Genomic DNA, 20,938 nt, shown 5'->3' with positions numbered 1-20,938 from the left:
GTAAGTAGAAATATAGAAAAAAATAATTAATTTATAGTTAATTAGATTGCTAATTAGTATCACATAGAGTCACTTTAATAGTTTTTATTTGATAAACTTAGTTTTTAAATAAATCATGTATTGTATTACTGCTGATAAGTATTTTTTTTCTTTAAACATTAATTTTGAATAAGCGCGAATTGATGAAGTTTTTTTACTATTATATAAAGGTAAAATATCATTTTTCCAAGGAGATTTAGCTAAATAATAATCAAATAAATTAGTTTTATAAGGCTGATGCCAAGGTTTATTTTTGGTGATGTAATGGATAAATACGGTATCTTCAGGCACATTAGAATCTTCATTTCCATAAGGTGATAATCCTAATAAATTATTATACTTTCTTTCTAAGATTTTTCTTTGGTTACCGACAACAATATTTAATACATCTTGATCCGGATAATTAAACTTCTCTCCACTATTTAGTATTTGTAAAGTTTTTGAGGTGACATCTTTTTGACACCAAAGGTTGATATTAATTAACATAACTCCAGAATTAAAATAGGCTCCTTTGACTATACCATATTTACTACATTGAGACTCCTGCATATAAGGCGCATCAGCCACTGCAGCAACTACAATATTATCTAATGGAATGTCAAGAAGAATGTCTAAATGTTTGAGGCAAAGTGTATCACTATCGATATATAGCAATCTTTCCGCAGTATTTTTTAAAACAATAGGGGCTATCAATCTTACACAAGCTGCTATAGGAAATTGTTCAGTATTTTTATGATCAATTTGAAATTGATCATTAATAATGTATTCCGTTATTGCTATTTTATCTGCTGAAATTAAAGCAAACTTTTGTCTATTCTCTTCAGAAATATTATGTGTAAATAAATGAAAATGGATTTCAAGATGTTTATTATTCTCAATAATAGAAATTACGTCTACTCCGGCCGATAAGGCATAATTATTATCAAAACAAAGTAAAATATGTAAAACTTGTTTGCTATTTGTAAAATCATAATTTAATAACTTTTTTCTTTTATTAATAAACTTGTCAACATTAATCACAACATGTTCCTTAACACTTTTAAAATAATTTATGTTTTAAATAAAGTAAATAATATCTAAATGCTAGAACATACTTATGTTGGCTGGCTAGTAGCTTTGCATATCGTCTTGTAGTTGATGGAGCATTTTCATTGGCCAATAATAATTTATCATTTGCCCATGGTGAAGAAGCTATGTATTGCTGGTAAGTTGGAGTTAAATATAACCTATACCATGGTTTATTACCGGTGACATAATGAATAATCACTGCATCTTTATCAACTTGACTGTCTTCATTACCCGCAACAGTAAGAGAAGTAAGGTTATTAAAACGTCGGGGTAAAAACACTGTTTTACCTTGCATTAAAATATTAAGAACATCTTGATCAGCAAATTTATATACTTTGCCACTATTAATCATAGTAAATGCTTTATCGGTCAGGTTATTTTCAACCCACATATCAGTGTTAATATATATCATTCCTGCATTAAAATATTCACCAAAAGGAATACCACAGGCAGCACATTGTTTTTCTTGGGTCTTATCTACATCCGGAACTACCGCTGAATATTTATTATCTAAATTAATATTAATTAACTCATTAAGATTGTTAGTACATAAAATATCACAATCTAAATATAATACTCGCGAAGTAATTTTATTTAAAAGTTGAGGCACAATAAACCGTAAGCAAGTAGACGCTGAAACATGTAATATTAAAGTATCCGGATTAACTGAAAAGTTTTCACTAATTTCATAACAAATAATAGTGATATTTTTTTTATTTAATTCATTGAAGCGTGCAATTTTCTCATTTGAGACTTTATTAGCAAATAAATGGAAAACTAGATTTTTATCTAGATTATTAACAATAACAGAAGACATAGCAATACCTGCAGGCATTGCATAATTATCATCAAAACATAAAGCAATATGCAAAGTTGATTGCGATATAACTGAATTCTCAAATATTGTTGATATTTTACTTATAAAAATATTTTCTTGCATATAAAATGTTTAATAATGGTTTGAAATCTAGATATATTGTAACATATATAAAATTAAACAAAGAACTAATAAACTTTTTTAAGTTGACATATTTAACAGCAAATGACTAAATATTAAGGTTAGAGATATAAGAGCATTAATGATGAACAATAATATTATTAACATAGCATATTGCACTGATTCCAATTATTTGGAGCATGTAGGGGTATCTATTACCTCTATTATTTTAAATAATATGCATAATAATATTCATTTTCATGTTTTTTTATATGATGTTACTCTCGAAGAACAACAAAAATTACAAAAAATAAGCTCATCAATAAGTATTTATTCAATTCCTCCAAATGAACTAACTAAATACATTGATAATCTAAATAATAAAGTTAAACACATTAATCGTTCAATGTATATTCGCTTATGCGTACCTCGATTATTACATGGAAATATTGATAAATTTATTTATCTTGATGCTGACACTTTATGTTTTAGTGATATTTCAGAGATTAATAATATAAATATAGATTCGGTAGTTTGTGCTGTGACACCTGATTCATTAAATAATGATAATATGTTGAAAAATAAAAACCGATTAAAACTAACTTCTAAATATTATTTTAATTCAGGTTTTTTATATATTAACATCAATAATTGGATAAACTTTGATACTGAGGAAAAAGTTAACCAAATATTATTATCATCACCGCAATCAAAAGAACTGATCTATCCGGATCAAGATGCTCTTAATATTGTTTTGCAAAATCAAGTGCTATTGATTGAAAATAAATGGAATTATCTATTTACTTGGATGAATGACGACCAAAGAGATAACTTTTTCTACGATAAAACAACTTTGCCCTATATTATTCATTTTACTGGTGCAAGAAAAATATGGTATCAAGAACATAAAGGGTTAGCCCAAGAAATTTATTGTTTTTATAAACATTTTACTCCCTGGGCAACAACACCACTTGCCAGTTACAAATCCAAAATGCGTATTCATGACTATCGGATTTATGCAAATAATTATTTAAAGAAAAGAAATTTAATTAATTGGTTCAAATATTACAGTATTTATCTAATTAATAAATTAAGTAGTAAATTTAATTAACTTCAATGCATTGGTTTATTGAATTTACTAAATTACTAGTCTCAATTGCCTCAATGCTATTAACATAAAATACAATTTGTTTAGCATTTTCGTTATTGGGAGCCCAAAGATCTTTATTTATTTGCATGGAAAGATCCGGTTTATGCTTTTTTATATATTTTTTATCCAAAAGCAAATCTTGTTGTAAATATTTATAGTCACTTAATGCTCGGCTGTATACAGATTTTAAATTATCTAGACTTGGAGAAAGTGGCTCCATGTAAATAGATATACATTTGATTGAAAAAGCAGAAGCTATATGAACAATGGACGTATCAACACTAATAACTAAATCTGCCTTTTTTATCAATGGGATAACATCTCTAATTGATTGAGATTGAAATTTAATAATTTCATCTATGCATAGTGTATTTAATCTATTAGGTTGCCCTATTATAATAATTTTATATTGAGGATAAGAACACTTAAAAAGATCACATATTTTTTCTATTTGAACATTAGACAAGCAACGATAGTGGGAACCACCATATGGATTAATTACTACAAATTTTTTTTTTAAATTAATAAGGTTATCTATAAAACTTTGAACATAATTATCCTTTCCATAATCAATAAAAATATCATAATTAAATAAATCATAATTTATATTTAAATTATCTAAATAATACTTTAGTTGATTTGTAACATGACTGTTTGCTTTATAATAAGGAAGGGAAATATTAAATGATTTAATATTACTTTTGTTATAACTTAATAAATTTGAAGTTTTCACGAAACAACAAAAGTATAAATGAGTCAAATCTAATCGTCGATGAAACCTAGCGTCAATAGCTAAATCAAAATGTTGCTTTCTAATATTTTTAAGTGATCTTATTAATGTGCGAAAATTTTTGTCATCATATAAAAAACATCCTTTAATGTAAGGATTCCCCATTAAAATCTCTAAACTATTTTTTCTTGATGATACATAAACTTCATAACCTGCATGAAATAAATATCGGATGAATGGGGTCGTGACAATCATATCACCTATACAATCATTTCTTAATATAAGAACTTTATTAATCTCATTAGAATTAAAAGAGCCTTTTTTTCTAAGAAAAAAAATAAGAAAAGTCAATATTTTTATATAGATAAAATATTTAATTTTTTTTGTTATAAAATTACGTTTCCAATTTAACCGCCTAACTTTTTCTTTAAAACTTTTCAAAATAAATCCTGTTAATTTTTTAATAAGTAATAACATTTAAAATTCTAAAATTTATTAGAGTTCACTGTTATCTAAAATGTCAAAAATTTAATTAGTGCTTAGTTTTTCTAAATTACTTTTCAAATGTTGTAAAATGATATTAGGATCTAGATTAGCAATCTGATCTCCTAATCCTGTACCAAGATTATCATTAGTAAACAACTGCACCGCATTAGAATAATTAGGCCCCCAAACAAGATTATTGATAAATTTATTATCAATAATACGGTTATTATAAACACAAGCCATTTTTTTATTATAAATAGATGCAATATGCACGATAGAAGTATCTACTGTGATTACAAAAGCTGATAATTTAATTAACGCCACGGTAGAGAAAAAAGAACTAAATGGATTGATTAGAATATTCTGTTTATCATTTACTTTTAGACGGCCTATTTTATTTTGTTCTCCTACTACCATTGTTAAATAGTTTTTATACTGTGACAGAAAAAATAAAATAGTATCAATTTGGGCATCAGAAAAACTTCTAGCTTCATTTGAACCATAAGGATTGAAAATAATAATTTTCTTATCATTTCCAATTTCCTTGTTAATAAAATCCTGTACAGACATTTCAATTTCTTTTGGTATATTAACATAGTACTTAACTACATCAGTTTTAATTTTCATAATATCAAGCACTTTTATACTACGAACAGAAATATGGGAAGAATATTCAAAATAAGGTATAGAAGTGTCGTAAAGTTTATACTGTTCTTGATTAAAACCAATTGTGTGTATAGGTTTAATAGTTGAAAGTATTTGTGAACGTCTTACACTATTATCACCTTTATCAACGAGATCAATAGCAACATCAATTTTTAGGTTATCTAATTGCTTAGATAAGTATTTAATATTCTTCTTTTTATCATATAAGAAAGTGCCATCAACTCTAATAAACTCATCAAATAAAAAAGCTATTCTTTTTTCTACAATAACATATACAGTATAACCTTTATCGCGAAGAGTTCTAATTAGATAAGATGTAACTATTGCGTCACCGATACCTTGATCATTCATAAGAATCGCAACAGTTTTATATTTTTCTGGCGATAAAACAGTTCTTATTTTTTTTTTATGATTCAATAAAGCTAATTTAATCGCTATTTTTAATGGTTTAACTTTTAAATTACGCTGTCTATTTAAATATTTAATAAATCTCAATAATTTATTTATCATATTTGCTTATCTATTCTATTCAGTTAAATCATTAAGATTTGTGTTTTTTAATTATTTTTATAGCTTATTAATAAGCTAATTTTCCTTTATATAATTTAGCATATAAACCATCTTTCAAAAGTAATTCTTGATGATTACCATGTTCAACAATATGACCATTATCAATGACCAATATCTCATCGGCATTTTCAATAGTTGATAATCTATGCGCAATGACTATTGATGTTCGCCCTTTTTGTAATTCATCTAAAGCTTTTTGTATTGCTTTCTCCGATTCAGTATCTAAAGCTGAAGTCGCTTCATCAAGAATTAAGATTGGAGTATCACGTAATAAAGCTCTAGCTATGGCAATACGTTGGCGTTGACCACCAGATAATAATATACCACTTTCACCAACCACTGTATCAAAACCTTTTTCCATTTTCATAATAAAATCATACGCGTTGGCTTCTTTAGCTGCTTTATCTATTTGTTTTTGAGAGTATTTCCCGATATTTCCATAAGCTATATTATTGGCTATCGTATCATTAAACAAATGAACATTTTGTGACACTAAACCAATTTGGTCACGTAAACAATGTAAAGTTAAATCTTTTATATTATAGTTATCAATTAAAATTTCTCCTTGAATAATATCATAAAATCGGGGTAACAAACTAGCTATAGTCGTTTTACCTGATCCAGAACGCCCCACTAAAGCAACAGTTTTACCTGATTCTACGGAAAAGCTAATATCTTGCAATGCCGGTTCTTGTCTAGTCTCATAAGTAAAAGTAACATGTTTAAAGTCAATTTTACCGTTAACGCGATCAATATTTAGTTTACCATTGTCTTCCTCAATTGGTTGTTCAAAAATAGCAAATAATGTTTGGCAAGCAGCCATACCCTTTTGAAAATCAGCATTTACGCTGGTTAAACTTTTGATTGGTTGCATTAATGCAACCAGAGAAGAGAAAACAACAGTAAACTGTCCTGGAGTAATATTTAAGTCAGGATTACTAGCCATTAATAATACAAAAGCAATGGCAAATGAGATTATAAGTTGAACAATAGGAGTTGATAATGCAGAAATAGAAACTAATCGCATACCATCCCGACGAAATTTATTATTTACTTTATCAAAGTTTTTAGACTCTTCATCTTGAGCACCAAAAAGGATAATTTCTCGGTGACCTTTTAACATCTGTTCTACGGACATCGTAACACTACCCATTGAATTTTGCATTCTTTTAGCTAATTTTCGAAACTTTATAGAAATAAAAGTAATTAAACCAATTACAATTGGGGTGATGATAAGTAAAGATAAAGACAACTGCCAGCTATTGACAAACATTGTGTAAAACAATCCGCAAATAAAAGCTGATTCACGTACTATAGTGATTAAAGCATCCGATGAAGAAGAGGCAACTTGGTCAGTATCATAAGTAATTCGAGATAATAATCTACCAGTAGAATTTTGGTCAAAAAAACTAACAGGAGCATCAACAAAGTGATTAAAAAGTCTTTGCCGAATTTTTAAAACAATTTCAGTAGAAACTAATGACAAAAAGAACGAATATCCATAATTAGCAATGCTTCTAAGTAAAACTAAACCAAAAATATAAAAAGGAGCCATCATTAAAAAATTTTGATCATTTTCAACAAAACCTTTATCTAATAGTGGTTGCAATAATCCAATGAGTGAAGTATCTGCAAATGCACTTAGAATAAGCAATAATATGGATAAAAGAAGAGTAAATTTATGTTTTGATATATACGGCCACAACTTAGAAAAAGTTTTCCAAGTGGATGAATCCCGATCTAAGTCGTTATCTATTAATTGGTTATCATTTTTTTTCATAGTATTTTTTTATTAAGAATTAAACTGCATCTGATACATTTTGGCATAAACACCATTTTGGCATAACAATGTTTTATGAGTACCTATTTCTATTATTTTGCCATCATCAATAACTAATATATGATCGGCTTTTTCAATAGTTGATAAACGATGAGCAATAATAATAGACGTTCGATATTTTTGTAAATGCTCGATTGCTTGCTGAATTAATCGTTCTGATTCATTATCTAAAGCAGCTGTCGCTTCATCAAGAATGAGAATAGGATTATCACGTAATAATACTCTTGCAATAGCAATTCGCTGACGTTGTCCTCCAGATAATAAAACTCCGTTATCTCCAATTTCAGTATCCAAACCATACTCTAATTTCTCTATAAATTCCATAGCATTAGCTTGTTTAGCTGCTTTTACAATATCTTCCCGACTATACTTATACTTTGCCCCAAAAATAATATTTTCTGCTATTGTTCCATTAAATAAATGAACTTTTTGTGAAACCAAACCTATTTGATCACGCAATGAAGCCAAAGTATAACTATTAATATTTAAACCATCTAAAAGTATATTCCCTTTTTGGATATCATAAAATCTAGGAATTAAACTCGCTATTGTAGATTTACCTGCACCAGATCTACCAACTAAAGCAACAGTTTCACCCGCTTTGATTTTAAAACTGATTTTATTTAAAGCCGGATTAGTTCTTGTTGGATAAGTATAAGTAACTTCATGAAATTCAATATTACCTTTCGCTCTTTTCAATTCAATTTTTCCATTATCTTTTTCAAGTGGTGAATTTAATAGGTTAAACAATGTTTCACAAGCTACAGACCCTTTTTGTAATTCAAGCTGAACACTAGTAAGTTCTCTAAGAGGACGCATAACTGCAACCATAGCGGAAAAAACTACAGTAAATGAACCAGGAGTAATATCTAAATCATGACTAGCAACTAAAAATAAAATTAATCCTAAAGCCAATGTCGCAATTAATTGTATTATTGGTGTTGATAAACTAGAAACAAGTACAATTTTTAAAAGACTTCGCCTAAAAATTTTATTAATGGAATAGAAATTATTTTTTTCATATTTCTGTGCATTAAAAATTAAAATTTCTTTATGGCCTTTTAACATTTCATCTGTAGCTATTGCAATATTCCCTATACCTTTTTGCATTGTAACAAGCGCGTTGCGGAATTTTTTTGCTATAAATTGAGCAACAAAAATAACTATAGGTACCACAATAATTAAAACAAGTGCTAATCGCCAATTCCCATAAAACATCACTATACATAAACCGATAGCATAAGCTATTTCTCTTACTAATATAATAAGCGCATCTGATGAAGCCTTGGATAAAAGTTGAGTATTATATGTAATAATTGTAACAAGCTCGCCTACAGGATTCTTATCTAAGTAACTAATAGGACTTCTGACTAAATGTTCAAAAATCAGTTGCCTAAATTTAGTTATCACTTTACCGGACAACCAAGAAAGACAATATGTAGAACCATAATTTGATAATCCTCGGATTGCAATTAACCCAATAATACCGATAGAGAAATAAATTAACAAATCATAATTTTTATTCATTAAACCATCATCCAATAATGGTTTAGTTAATGATATTAATGTTGCATCAGTTGCTGCATTTAGTAAAAGAGCAATAATAGCAACAACTAAAGCTTTTTTATGTGGATTAATGAAGGGCCACAATTGTTTGATAGTATTATATGAGCTATATTTATTTGACATACAGGAAAAATTAAATTTAAAGTTACTAAATTATACTATATAACCAAAGAATTTAAATTCTAATTACAATTCTTTTTCACTAGAATATAATTTTTTTATCTATATACTATTATAACTGTATACCGTTTATAACATTATATTTCTATTGTTCCATACTTTTTAAATTAGTTAACTCAATAATGAATCCGTATTATATATAACTATTAATTTTTATAAAAAATGATTTAACAGGATATAAATAATGTATTTTGATTTAAGCGAGGTCATTAAAAAAAAATTAACATTAGCAGTTAATCCTAATAGCAAAAAGGTTAATCAACTAAATATTGCATATGGAATTGATAAAAACTTCTTTTTAGGTTGTGGAGTTTCTATTACGTCAATCTTATTGAATAATCTTAATTGTAATATTAGTTTTCATATATTCACAAGTTATATAAGTGAAGATTTTCAAAATAAATTAAAACAAATAACTGATGAATATAGAACTTGTATAACTATCTATCTAGTGGATGACAATTTTATATCAAATCTACCTACAACTAAAAACTGGACAATTGCAACCTATTTTCGATTTATTATTGCTGATTATTTTTATAATAAAATAGATAAAATTCTTTATCTTGATGCGGATATTATATGCAAGGGCTCTTTACAAAAATTATTTACGTTATCGTTTGATAATAATATAATTTATGCAGTTGAAGATAAAGATCCTATATGGTGGAAAAAATGTGCTATACGACTTAATGAAAAGAAATTATTATCCGGTTACTTCAATGCCGGTTTTTTACTAATTGATCTTAAGAAATGGGAAAATTTTAAAGTAAATGACAAAGCATTAAAGCTACTCGTCGATGAAAACCTATCAAAAAGTTTTACACATTTGGATCAAGATGTATTAAATTTAATTTTGCATGGAGAAGTTAAATATCTGGATAAAAAATATAATCAACAAGTTAATATTAATTATGAATTAAAATATAAAGCTAACTCTAGTTGTTACTTTCCCGTTACTGACGAAACCATTCTAATCCATTACATAGGTCCGACTAAACCTTGGCATAAATGGGCTAAAGATTATAAATGTGCTAATTACTTTTTGGACTCAAAATATCATTCACCTTGGAAATCTTCACCTTTACAAGTAGCCAAAAATTCCCCCCAACTAAGATATTGTTCTAAACATAAGTTACATCAAAAGAAATTTTTTTCTAGTATTTATTACTTTATAAAGTACTCTATTTATAAAATTTATTTTCAAAAAATTTTTAGATTAAATCTTAAAAATCGATAGTATAAGGTATAAAAAAACCAAATAATTCTGTTATTCTTTTTTATAATTTCATATTTTTTCCAATCTTTATTGTTAAGTTTAGAATTTTCACAAAGTTTAGTTTGTTTATTGAAAGTTATATTATCTAAATAACATTTAATTTTCTGATATTTCATTTTTTTTATGCAATCAATTAAATAAGATATTTCACGTTGAAAAATCCATGCTGAAGCAAGCGCTAATATTTCTTGTTTATCACTTTTATGATAATTCTCAATCAAATAATCTAATATTTGTTTATGCCCTCTGATATCAGAAAGCCACTTACTATCTGACCAAGAAGAAAGCATAACCGAACCTGAACGCTGAACATAATTAAATAAATACTCTTTAACGCAAGAACAATCTGCACTATTGAGTAATTTTACTGTAAATAATAGATCTTCAGATATATGAACCCCTTCTTCAAAATAAATACAATTTTCCACTAACATACTTTTTTTAATTAAAAATCCAGAAAAATGAAAATACCCGTTTCGTTGCAAATAAGACTTTAAAATATTTTCTTCATTAAATAAACAAGGAATTATTATAATTTTTCCTGAAGAGTTAATTCTATTGTATCCACAAAAAACTAAATTAGTATTTTTTTCCTTTTGCTTTGATACCATTTTTTCTAAAAAAATTGGTGAATAAATATCATCACTATCCAAAAATGTTATAAACTCTCCATTTGCTAATTCTATTCCCTTATTTCTGGCAGCTGACACACCTGAATTCTGTTGACTATATACAATAACATTATTTTTTTTTCTTTGATATTTTTCTATAATCTCCAAAGAATTATCTATAGAGCCGTCATTAATCATAATAACTTCATAATTTTTATAAGATTGAGCTTCTATAGAAGCTAAAGTATTTAGTATAGAAGTGCTAGAGTTATAAATCGGTATTATAATTGATACTAATGGCATCTTATCTTTCATCTAATCGCCTATTGTTTATAATAATCTCATGGATAATGATATAACAATTTAACTGTTCAAAATACAATTAATATTTGCTTTTTTAGACTAAAAATATAATATAATAAATATCTAATTATTTGTTTTAACTGTTATAAAAGAGAATACTATGAAATATGACTATTTGATTGTTGGTAGTGGCTTATTTGGTTCCATATGTGCTTATGAATTAAAGAAAAAGGGATATAAAATACTTTTAATTGAAAAACGTAATCATATTGCTGGGAATATATATACTGAAGATAATAATGGTATAAAAGTTCATAAGTATGGAGCTCATATTTTTCATACTGATAAAAAAATAGTATGGGATTACATTAATAGTTTTGCTGAATTTAACCGTTTTACTAACTCCCCTATAGCAAATTATAAAGGTAAATTATACAACCTACCATTTAATATGAATACTTTTTATCAATTATGGGGAGTAAAAACTCCAAAGGAAGCTCATGCAAAAATTGAAGAGCAAAAACAACTATATCATATTGAAAATCCCAAGAATCTTGAAGAACAAGCCATATCTCTAATAGGCAAAGATATTTATGAAATATTAATCAAAGGGTATACTGAAAAACAATGGGGGAGAAAGGCAACTGAACTTCCTCCATTTATTATTAATCGATTACCAGTTAGATTTACTTTTGATAATAATTACTTTAATGATAAATACCAAGGTATTCCTATTGGTGGATATACTCAGATAATTGAAAAAATGCTTGATGGTGTTGAGGTAAAATTAAATACTAATTTTTTTGGTGATAAACAAAGTTATCTAAACATTGCAGATAAAATTATATATACAGGCCCAATAGATCAATTTTATGATTACCAATATGGAACTTTAGAATATAGGTCTTTGCATTTTGATAATGAGACAGTTAATGAGCCTAATTTTCAGGGAAATGCGGTAGTTAACTATACGGAATTTGATATTCCATATACCCGTATTATAGAACATAAACATTTTGATTATATTGATACCGAACATACTATTATTACTAAGGAATACCCCAAAGATTGGAAGATCGGAGATGAAGCATATTATCCAATCAATAATGATAAAAATGCTAATCTATACAAAAGATATAAAGAACTTGCAGATAGTGAAAAACATGTCTATTTTGGTGGTAGATTAGCTGAATATAAATATTATGATATGCATCACGTAATCGAAAAAGCTTTAAATTTTTTAGAAATTTTACTGTAAATAAAAAGCTGTCATTTAAGTGACAGCTTTTTAAGCAATTTATAATTTTATCAACTCTACCAAATTCATAGTTTCAACACTTTTGTCCAAAAATCTCTAGAAGTTAGTTTGCCAAAATTATTTTTATATTTTTTTATATTAGTCTTATAGTTTAATCGCATCTTAAAAAGATCAACATAAAGACAAAATATCAATTTAAAAAATTTAACTCTTGAAACTTTAACGATAAAACCAGTTTTATTATTTGGTTTGTAATAAAGTATTTTTTTAAATCCAAAGATATGATCATAATTAGCACAAAAACTGAACTCTTGATAAGCAATCTTATTTTTCATTGGAAACAATAGACCATTTAATGATAATTTTTTTATAATTTTTGTTCTATGTTTATATTCATAAACAGGAGCTAGCTTATCTATATCAATATTTGAAAATTTTTCAACTTTGACTAATTCAGTAAAGGATTTTCTTACATCACTTAAATCATAATTATTAAACCAAAAATCAATATCACCCCATACTTGCTTAAAAGATAATCTAATTGCAGCAACGGTTTCATATTTATGCGAGTATAGTGCGGACAGATATAAACGCTTATAAGTTCTTGCAATCTTATTTATTGGTCTTTTTAAATAAAGAGAATTAACAATATTATTTCTTGTATCCAAATAAAGGGTTAGAGGTGAAGTTTTTGTTCCAAAGCTTTCCCCATAACAAGCAATACCGATAGGCGCAATAAAATTAAAATCATTAAAAAGACTAAAAAATATATCATCACCTCTAACAAAAAATGGAAATGTATAATTTTTAACATGCTTAATAGGAAAAGCAAAAAACCACCATGCTCCATAGGTAATTTTAGGTTGGTTTCCTAATTCGGATTCTAATAAGTTTTGTCTGATAGTCATGTTAAAATTATGACAATTCGGTCGCCCATAAGTATAAAATGTAGCTCCTTTTTCAATTAAAAAATCCGGTCTATCATCAATAAACAATGAACCACAAACAGCAGAATTATTTTCAATAACATAAGATAGAATCCAATAAGCTCTTGTAATACTTTCTGTTTCGCAAGATGCATCATCATCCATAAATAAAACATGGGTGGCATTTGTGTCATTCTCATAATAGAGTAAACCTCGCATAAAACCACCTGAACCACCAGTATTTTCATTAGGAATAACATTAACACCATTAGCTTCATCTTTTGAGATATTTTTAGAATTATCAACAACCGTAAAAAGTATCTTATCTTTATATGTTGGATTATCTAATATTTTTTCTTTAACTCTTTGAATGGCAGGTAACACATAGTTTTTACGATTAAAATGGGTAATACTAATACCAAGAATAACATCTCTTTTCGGTCTTTCTCGGGTATACCATCCTCCACCACTAAAAATCACTTTATCTTCCATTGGAGAAATGGTTATATAAAGTAAACCTCTATGTTCTAATTTTGACAAATCATATTCAAAAATAGATTGTAAGTTTTCGTTTAATTCTACTGTTTCGTTGGCTAGTTCATAGTCAGCATTTAAAGTAGCAATAAACAATTTAATAGCGGCCCTACCCCTTCCTTTTGCGAAGAATTCTAAACATTTTAAACCACACTGTTCTTTCCAAACTGGCGTAGATAAAGCATTATAATACGAATCAAAAGACGCAATTCCACCAGCAAAAATTACAATTTCATCTCTAGAGTAACTGATTAAATGAGAAACCAAATATTTTAACGGATTAGAACCAAATGTTTTATTCGGAATAAGAATATTTTGAATACATGTTAAATTTTCTAAAGTCATTTTAAAAATAAAAGTTAAATTAATAAGGTAGCTAGATATTATATCACTTTTACTATAATTTCACACAAAATTAACATAAATTTATAATTACTCATTATATATGACTATATCATTCATTTTTTACATAAATATCGAGTAATATATTCTATATAAAGCTTTTTCTATTTATACATCATTTTAATAAATCATCAATTAATTCTACGATTAGATTATTACAGTTAAGATCGAGCAATATAGCTGAAATTTTTTTCTTAATATATAAACAATCCAAATTAAATTATCTTTTTATCTATATGATAATTAAGATTAAATTTCAAATATTTTCAAATAGAATTTAGAATAATAGATAATATACTATTTTGATAGCATAACAAGATGGCAGCCATTTTATGAAATACTAATCTATTTGATTTGGTAAAATTAGCTATAAATCTTCAAGTATCAGTTCAACAATATTGTCTGCTGCATTTTCAAGTAATAATAGTTCATTTACAACAATATCTTGTTTATCTCGTTTAGGATCTTGTTCACCATTTTTAAACCTATACGCTAATTCTTTAGCTTGATGAAAAGCAGAAACTCTATTTGTACCTGTTGCAATTAACTCTCCATTGATAGTGAATGGTGAGTGATCTTCCCTTTCTATAAAAATTAAAGGTTTTTTCATCAATTGATATTCTAATAACCAACTTATACCATCCATTATTAAAATATCAGAAGCTTGAAATAAAGGGCCATAAGGGCCTTCTCTATAAAAATAAGTATTATCTAATTTATTCCATTCAATAAAAAACTCATCTATGCTATGTTTCAATTTTTCATCAGTGATAGCTTCTAAAACAGTAACTAATGCTGGATGAGGGCTAAATACAAACTCTATTGAATTATCCTCTTTTGCCCAACTAAGCATATCATTATAGATATTTAAGAAAACACTAAAATTGCTCCAATTTTTATCAATACTATGGTGTGAAGCCCATAATATTCTAAATTTTTTATCCTCAGAATTTGAAATGATCGGCCAGGCTGGTTTAGCATTTTTAAGCGCTTTCACTTTTGGGTGACCTGTTACAAACACATTGAGTCCATTCAATTTATCATGCTGTTCTTGTTCAATTTTTGTTTGTTGATTCGCAACAAAGAGTTTCCAACAAGATGTATGGTAGTAACTTGATAAATGATTAAATCCTAACTGGACAAAATTCATGATCTCATATGGAATCAAACATAATTTAGCAAATCTTAAATTATCTGTACTAAAGGCCGGTGGAATATCATAATCCCATTGAGATTGTCTAAAAATAACATTAGGAGCCAACGACTTAATAATATTTAAATCATCATAAGAATTACTATTATTTAGCCTTAAATGAGGAACATCTAATCTTGAAAGGATATTATGAACATACTCTTCATCTTTAAAAATTTTACTTCCTGGATAACGTCTGGGTATTGATGCTATAATAACTTTGAATCGCTCATGTATAATCATTTTTTTATAAACAGAGTAAATACTATCCCATGATTCAATATTATGTATCAAAAATAAGCATGTAATTTTTTGAAATTCATTAATCAATCTATTTGCCGAAATAAGATTAACAGTTTGTTCTGAATTAACAATTTTGTCTTGTAATAATGCATTTTTTTCAGCCAACATAGTTATCGATGAATTTATATTCTCAATTAATTGTATCTTATTGTTTGTTGAATCTAATATTGGTCTAAAATCAGAGATTTCTTTCTCTACACATAAGTTTTTTTCTAACAAAACCCTAATAGTTTCTTGTATATTCTCAATTAATTGTGTTTGTCTATTAGTGAAATCTAATTTATCTTTTAAATTAGCGATTTCTGATTCTAAATTAGAATTTCTTTCTAACAAATTCTTTGCGGATTCTTGTATATTCTCAATTAATTGTGTTTGTCTATTAGTGAAATCTAATTTATCTTTTAAATTGGTGATTTCTATTTCTAAATTAGAATTTCTTTCTAGCAAATTCTTAGTCGATTTTTGTATATCATTTATTTTTTGTACTTTCTCATTCCCTTGTTTAATAATATTACGCATAAATTCATCAAATGAATACAATTGAACATTAACTCGTTCTAGCTTATTACTTAAATTGATAATTTCATTTTTAAATTTTTTATTATCTCTATAAAGTTTTGAAAAAAACCAATTTCTAAATCCCATAATTAATCCCTAATAAATAAACAATATCACTTTCTATATATAATAAATAATTAATATAATTGCATTAAAAAACACAAGTGATCTAGGTATTTTTATATGTATTGTATTAGAATTCATAGCATTCCTTTATTAAGGCTTCATGATAGCTAGTTCAATTTTAAATTAAAAGCTCAAACTTGAAAAAGCAAAATAATTGGATAATAAAAAAGAACGTAATTCAAGTTTCAATTTAATAAAATTATATTATTACATAGAGTTCAAAATCAAATAGTTAAATTTGCGAATTATCTATACACTCAATCAATAATAGGATGAACTTGACATTCAAAAATTATTTTATATATATAAAATAAAAAAAGATATTTTTGTAATACTCCTAAAAAGGAGGTTATATGTTTATATTAAAGAATGTAACATGTAGAAATATTAATATGGAATTTAATCTATTGTAATTTCATTAAATTCATTACAGATGCAATATACATTATATCTACATGGCACTGAATATTACATATCCTCCTATAAATCAATGAGATACTAATATGCTTTGATCATTTTTGTAAAAAATAACCATTAGAAATAACTCAATCCAGTAGATAATTATTTACTTTATAATTGACATCCGCAAGTAAAAAATCATTTAATTATTTTTAAACTACTAATCAGAATATCATTTTATTTAAATTAGAACGATATTCTGTATAACAAATAAATAATTTAATTTTAAAAATCAGCCATAAATTATGTTGATTTCTTATTAAAATACAATATAAATTTTTCTTCTATATATTTATGAACTAGTATTGAAGCAATTAACAGATAGACAATATAAAATAATATCGCGATGACGCTAAACATATCTAAAAAAATAACATTTTTTTTATTAATCAAAATAAACACTGGATGTAGTAAGAATAATGGATAAGAAATCCTACCAAACCAATCTCCTACAATATTATTAGTCCATTTAAAAACGACTCCCTTATTGAAGGAAAGCGATGTTATTAAAATAGAAAATATAAAAACTGAATAATACTCATTGCTTCTTTTATAACCATTGTGAGCATATAAATAAATAATTAAAAATATAGTTATAATTTGCACAACTGATAATACATTTTCATTTATAATTCTACTATTCTTTTGGAGATATTGAACAATATAATAAATAAATGCACCTAAAGCATATCCCAATAAACCTCTTATCAAACCAAAGGGAATTAATTGACTGAACTTATGATAGTGAAGATTCATATATTCAGTAGGATAATCGCTAGTAGAATAGTTATTGATAGTGAAAAAGCAAATCAAAATAGTTAAAATTAAAAAAGGAAATATAAGTTGCATTAATTTTTTATTTAATACATACAAAATTGGGAAAAATATGATACCAATCCATAACCCAGAAGAAATACCCCAAGCTACACCTAAAGGTTCAAATAATACAAAATTAGATGATTTTACGAAAGGTAATATTTCTCCTATAGATAAAATTTTAACAATATCTCCTAAATCAGGCTCCCCTAAATCAACATGCAACAATATAGACATAACATAAGTTAGTAAAACTGCAAAAATATAGACAGGATATAACCTTAATAACCTAGATTTAGCAAAATCAAATGAGTCAAACTCATTTTTTTTTAGCACAGACCAACTTAAAACAAATCCACTTAATATAAAAAAATAATCAAAAGATAAAATAAACGATAAAGGAATAACATCAAATTTATCATTCCAATAAAAATAATGACCAATAGCAACACATAATGCCATTACACCACGAAAAAAATCAAAAGAATAATTTCTTGTCACAATCCGCTCGACTATTTTGTCTAAAAATAACTAGTGCAACAATATACACTAATTTAATAGCGTTGAAAATGACTTTCCAAGCCACACCGAATAGATAAAAGACTATTAATCAGTTAACATAATGAAAAATTTATATTTTAGTAAAATTACATCATTTGTTATTATTTTAATCTACTAATCAGAATATCGTTTTATTTAAAATAGGATGATATTCTATACAACTAATGAATAATTTAATTTTAAAATTCTGCCATTAATTATGTCGATTTTTTTTAAAATATAATATAAATTTTTCTTCTACATATTTATGGACTAGCATTGAAGCAATTAAAAGACAAACAGTGTAAAATAAAATAGCAATGACACTAAACATGTTTGAGAAAATAACAATTTTTTTATTGATCAAAATAAACACTGGATGAAGTAAATATAATGGATATGAAATCCTACCAAACCAATCCCCTGCAATATTATTAGTCCATTTAAAAACGACTCCTTTATTGAAGGACAGAGATGTTATCAAAATTGAAAATATAAAAACAGAATAATACTCATTAATTCTCTTATAATCATTGTAAGCATATAAATAAATAATCAAAAATATAATTATAATTTGCATAAAAGATAATGCGTTTTCATTTATAATTCTATTATTCTTTTGGATATATTCAACAATATAATAAATAAATGCACCTAAAGCATATCCCAATAATCCTCTAATCAAACCAAAGGGAATTAATTGACTAAACTTATGATAGTGAAGATTCATATATTCATCAGGATATTCGATAGAGGAATTATTAATATTGAAAAAACAAATTAGAATAATTAAAATTAAAAAAGGAAATATAAGTTGCCTTAATTTTTTATTTAATACATACAAAATTGGAAAAAATATAATACCAATCAATAGCTCAGAAGAAATACTCCAAGCTATACCTAATGGCTGAAAGAATACAAAATTAGACGATTTTACAAAAGGTAACATTTCCCCTATTGATATAGTTTCAATAATATCTCCTAAATTAGGCGTTCCCAAATCAACATGCAACAATTTTGACACCACATAAGTAAGTATGGCTGTAAAAATATAGACAGGATATAACCTTAATAATCTGGATTTTGCAAAATCAAATGAGTCAAACTTATTTTTTCTTAGCACTGACCAACTTAAAACAAATCCACTTAATATAAAAAAATAATCAACAGCTAAAATAAACGATAAAGGAATAACATCAAATTTATCATTCCAATAAAAATAATGACCAATAGCAACACATAATGCCATTACACCACGAAAAAAATCAAAAGAATAATTTCTTGTCACAATTCGCTCAGTTTTACCATCTAATAATATTTATTGCGGCAATATACACTAATATAGTCGTGTTGAAAATGACTTTTCAAGCCACATCAAATAGATAAAAAAAACAAAAATTAATTAACCAAAAGAAAAATATATAAATTTCACTGAATTCACAATTTATTTCTTTTTTTATATAACCAAGGAATCATTTTAATAATTAATATTTTTTTTAAATCTTTAAAAGTAAAAAAAGGATTTTTTTTAGAGTATATTTCACGATTTTTTCCTATTTCTTTTGACCAAAACAAAAGAAATGAATATCGATAAGGCATTTCTAATCTATTATGATTCCATTTATAACTTTTATATTGCAAATAACAAATTAAATATTTTAGTTTTTCATATATAAGTTTATCTTTAGAATATCTAATAATTTCATTAAATTCATCACATATACAATATACTTTATCTTTACTTTTTATTGAAGATTGCTCATGTATTCGATAATAAATTAATGAACTATCAATAAGCATTAATCTTGTTGCACAAGCCACTACTTTAAAACTAAAAGCTGTATCTTGATATGATGCCCCTGGAGTTTCTAAAAAACTTAATTTATTTTCTTCAATAAATGTTCTTTTATATATATTAGCCCACACTGCTGGCCACTGTAAAAAAGGTGATAAATCATTTTTCGGATTAATTAAAGTATTACTTTTCATTTCATAAGAATCAATTTTTTCTATTAAACCATTTCTTTGTTTAAAAGTATAAAAGTGGCATCTGACAATATCTAAATCATTTTCTATAGCTACTTTAAAAAGTGTTTCAAACATTTCAGGTTTAGCAAAATCATCTGATTCAACAATGCCTATATATCGCCCTGTACATTGTTGAAATCCAATATTCATTGAATGACCATAACCACTATTAGGTTTATCAATAACATGTATTCTTGAATCTTTGCTAGCGTATTCTTGCAAAATAGATAATGAACTATCAGTAGAACCATCATTTACACAAATAATTTCTATATTAGTTAATGATTGGCTAATAATACTATCTAGACATTGACGTAAATATTTTTCCACGTTATAAACAGGAATCACAATTGATACATCTGGTATCATAA

15 protein-coding genes are annotated in these 20,938 nt (G+C 26.2%); 3 read left to right on the top strand and 12 right to left on the bottom strand.

All coding sequences use genetic code 11. The annotated features are described in order from the left end of the window. Positions 1 to 84 precede the first annotated feature (84 nt). A complete protein-coding gene (locus tag A9G13_RS05975) occupies positions 85 to 1,059 on the bottom strand; it encodes a glycosyltransferase family 8 protein (protein ID WP_065556680.1) in 975 nt (324 codons plus the stop codon). 19 nt (positions 1,060 to 1,078) lie between these two features. Next, complete coding sequence (locus A9G13_RS05970; protein WP_065556679.1) at positions 1,079 to 2,047, bottom strand: glycosyltransferase family 8 protein; 969 nt, start codon at positions 2,045 to 2,047, stop codon at positions 1,079 to 1,081. 139 nt (positions 2,048 to 2,186) lie between these two features. On the opposite strand from A9G13_RS05970, the gene A9G13_RS05965 reads away from it, so the two are divergent. Next, positions 2,187 to 3,155 carry a glycosyltransferase family 8 protein gene (locus A9G13_RS05965; RefSeq protein ID WP_141670878.1) on the top strand — a complete coding sequence of 323 codons (969 nt, stop codon included), beginning with the start codon at positions 2,187 to 2,189 and terminating at the stop codon, positions 3,153 to 3,155. Here A9G13_RS05965 and A9G13_RS05960 read toward each other — a convergent pair. From A9G13_RS05960 to msbA (A9G13_RS05945), 4 genes are all read right to left on the bottom strand, one after another. Then, complete coding sequence (locus A9G13_RS05960) at positions 3,148 to 4,401, bottom strand: glycosyltransferase family 9 protein (RefSeq protein WP_065556677.1); 1,254 nt, start codon at positions 4,399 to 4,401, stop codon at positions 3,148 to 3,150. The genes A9G13_RS05965 and A9G13_RS05960 overlap by 8 nt on opposite strands. Positions 4,402 to 4,452: 51 nt before the next feature. Further along, the gene (locus tag A9G13_RS05955) at positions 4,453 to 5,586 is read right to left on the bottom strand and encodes a glycosyltransferase family 9 protein (protein ID WP_065556676.1); all 1,134 of its coding nucleotides are present in this window, start codon (positions 5,584 to 5,586) and stop codon (positions 4,453 to 4,455) included. 67 nt (positions 5,587 to 5,653) lie between these two features. Next, positions 5,654 to 7,426, bottom strand: a complete 1,773-nt coding sequence (gene msbA, locus A9G13_RS05950; protein ID WP_065556675.1) for a lipid A ABC transporter ATP-binding protein/permease MsbA — start codon at positions 7,424 to 7,426, stop codon at positions 5,654 to 5,656. Between the two features lie 12 nt (positions 7,427 to 7,438). Then, on the bottom strand, positions 7,439 to 9,175 hold the full coding sequence (gene msbA / locus A9G13_RS05945; protein ID WP_065556674.1) for a lipid A export permease/ATP-binding protein MsbA: 1,737 nt from the start codon (positions 9,173 to 9,175) through the stop codon (positions 7,439 to 7,441). Between the two features lie 241 nt (positions 9,176 to 9,416). Here msbA (A9G13_RS05945) and A9G13_RS05940 point away from each other — a divergent pair, with 241 nt between their 5' ends. After that, positions 9,417 to 10,472 (top strand): glycosyltransferase, encoded by a 1,056-nt coding sequence (locus A9G13_RS05940; RefSeq protein ID WP_065556673.1) that lies wholly within the window; start codon positions 9,417 to 9,419, stop codon positions 10,470 to 10,472. Here A9G13_RS05940 and A9G13_RS05935 read toward each other — a convergent pair. Then, positions 10,436 to 11,437 carry a glycosyltransferase family 2 protein gene (locus tag A9G13_RS05935; protein WP_065556672.1) on the bottom strand — a complete coding sequence of 334 codons (1,002 nt, stop codon included), beginning with the start codon at positions 11,435 to 11,437 and terminating at the stop codon, positions 10,436 to 10,438. The genes A9G13_RS05940 and A9G13_RS05935 overlap by 37 nt on opposite strands. A 148-nt stretch (positions 11,438 to 11,585) precedes the next feature. Here A9G13_RS05935 and glf point away from each other — a divergent pair, with 148 nt between their 5' ends. After that, the gene (gene glf / locus A9G13_RS05930; protein ID WP_065556671.1) at positions 11,586 to 12,683 is read left to right on the top strand and encodes a UDP-galactopyranose mutase; all 1,098 of its coding nucleotides are present in this window, start codon (positions 11,586 to 11,588) and stop codon (positions 12,681 to 12,683) included. 65 nt (positions 12,684 to 12,748) lie between these two features. Here the strand turns inward: glf and A9G13_RS05925 are convergent, their stop codons facing one another. The 5 genes from A9G13_RS05925 to A9G13_RS05905 all read right to left on the bottom strand — a co-directional run bounded on the left by A9G13_RS05925 (position 12,749) and on the right by A9G13_RS05905 (position 20,936). Continuing rightward, positions 12,749 to 14,488 carry a glycosyltransferase gene (locus A9G13_RS05925; RefSeq protein WP_065556670.1) on the bottom strand — a complete coding sequence of 580 codons (1,740 nt, stop codon included), beginning with the start codon at positions 14,486 to 14,488 and terminating at the stop codon, positions 12,749 to 12,751. A gap of 424 nt (positions 14,489 to 14,912) precedes the next feature. Then, positions 14,913 to 16,685 (bottom strand): hypothetical protein, encoded by a 1,773-nt coding sequence (locus A9G13_RS05920; RefSeq protein ID WP_081301177.1) that lies wholly within the window; start codon positions 16,683 to 16,685, stop codon positions 14,913 to 14,915. 741 nt (positions 16,686 to 17,426) lie between these two features. After that, on the bottom strand, positions 17,427 to 18,500 hold the full coding sequence (locus A9G13_RS05915; protein WP_141670877.1) for an acyltransferase family protein: 1,074 nt from the start codon (positions 18,498 to 18,500) through the stop codon (positions 17,427 to 17,429). 253 nt (positions 18,501 to 18,753) lie between these two features. Next, positions 18,754 to 19,827: an acyltransferase family protein gene (locus A9G13_RS05910; protein WP_141670876.1), complete on the bottom strand. Its 1,074-nt coding sequence runs from the start codon at positions 19,825 to 19,827 to the stop codon at positions 18,754 to 18,756. Positions 19,828 to 19,976: 149 nt separating this feature from the next. Then, positions 19,977 to 20,936 carry a glycosyltransferase gene (locus tag A9G13_RS05905; protein ID WP_065556667.1) on the bottom strand — a complete coding sequence of 320 codons (960 nt, stop codon included), beginning with the start codon at positions 20,934 to 20,936 and terminating at the stop codon, positions 19,977 to 19,979. Between the last annotated feature and the right edge of the window lie 2 nt (positions 20,937 to 20,938).

The organism is Gilliamella sp. wkB178 (assembly GCF_001690705.1).
GTDB classification, from domain to species: domain Bacteria; phylum Pseudomonadota; class Gammaproteobacteria; order Enterobacterales; family Orbaceae; genus Gilliamella; species Gilliamella apicola_K.
Note: the sequence above shows the minus strand (reverse complement) of the source record. Positions and strands in the feature narration are given on the sequence as shown.